The following is a 1,272-nucleotide window of genomic DNA, read 5'->3' as shown; positions in this document are numbered from 1 at the left end:
CTCGTCCACGCTGCGGAAGGGGTCCTTGCACAGCACGGTGCGCTGCGCCTGATCGTTGAGCTTCAGGTGCACCCAGTCGACGGTGAAGTCGCGCCGCTTCTCCTGCGCCCGCCGGATGAACTCCCCGCGCAGCCGCGCCCGGGTCGTCTGCGGCGGCACCGACTTGGCCTCGAAGATCTTCAGATCGGAGGCCACCCGCTCCACCGCGCCGCGCTTCTGCAGCAGGTAGAACAGCCCGCGGCGGCGGTGCACGTCGTGGTAGGCCAGATCCAGCTGGGCGACCCTGGGGCTGGACAGCGGCAGGTCGTACTTCTTGCGGTAGCGCTCGATCAGCTGGTACTTGGTGACCCAGTCGATCTCCCGGGAGACCAGGTCCAGGTTGCCGGTCTCCACCGCGGTGAGCGTGCGCTCCCACAGCTCCAGCACCCGGTGGCTGATCTCGTCGCCGCCGCGCCGGTCGACGAAGTCGCGCGCCTTGGTGAGGTATTCCTGCTGGATCTCCAGCGAGGACGCCTCCCGCCCGTCGGCCAGGCGCACCCGGCGGCGCCCGGTCATGTCGTGGGAGACCTCGCGGATGGCCCGGATCGGGTTCTCCAGCGACAGATCGCGCATCACGGTGCCCGCCTCGATCATGCGCAGCACCAGGTCGGTCGCGCCGACCTTGAGCAGCATCGTCGTCTCGCTCATGTTGGAGTCGCCGACGATGACGTGCAGGCGCCGGAAACGCTCGGCGTCGGCGTGCGGCTCGTCGCGGGTGTTGATGATCGGACGGGACCGGGTGGTCGCGGAGGACACGCCCTCCCAGATGTGCTCGGCCCGCTGGGAGACGCAGTAGACCGCCCCGCGCGGCGTCTGCAGCACCTTGCCCGCACCGCAGATGATCTGCCGGGTCACCAGGAACGGGATCAGCACGTCGGCCAGGCGGCCGAACTCGCCGTGCCGACTCACACAGTAGTTCTCGTGGCAGCCGTAGGAGTTCCCGGCCGAGTCGGTGTTGTTCTTGAACAGGTAGATGTCCCCGGCGATGCCCTCCTCGCGAAGGCGCTTCTCGGCGTCGACGAGCAGGCCCTCCAGGATGCGCTCGCCCGCCTTGTCGTGGGTCACGAGCTCCACGACGTTGTCGCACTCGGGGGTGGCGTACTCCGGATGGCTGCCGACGTCGAGGTACAGGCGCGCGCCGTTGCGCAGGAAGACGTTGCTCGATCGCCCCCAGGAGACGACCCGGCGGAACAGGTAGCGCGCCACCTCGTCGGGGGACAGCCGCCGCTGTCC

1 protein-coding gene is annotated in these 1,272 nt (G+C 69.2%); it reads right to left on the bottom strand.

Annotated features, from left to right (window positions below):
- Window positions 1–1,272: Pup--protein ligase (gene pafA / locus Pta02_RS40780; RefSeq protein ID WP_203880412.1), on the bottom strand; the 1,272-nt coding region annotated here is incomplete at both ends.

The sequence above is a fragment of the Paraplanobispora takensis genome (assembly GCF_016863195.1).
GTDB classification, from domain to species: domain Bacteria; phylum Actinomycetota; class Actinomycetes; order Streptosporangiales; family Streptosporangiaceae; genus Planobispora; species Planobispora takensis.
Note: the sequence above shows the minus strand (reverse complement) of the source record. Positions and strands in the feature narration are given on the sequence as shown.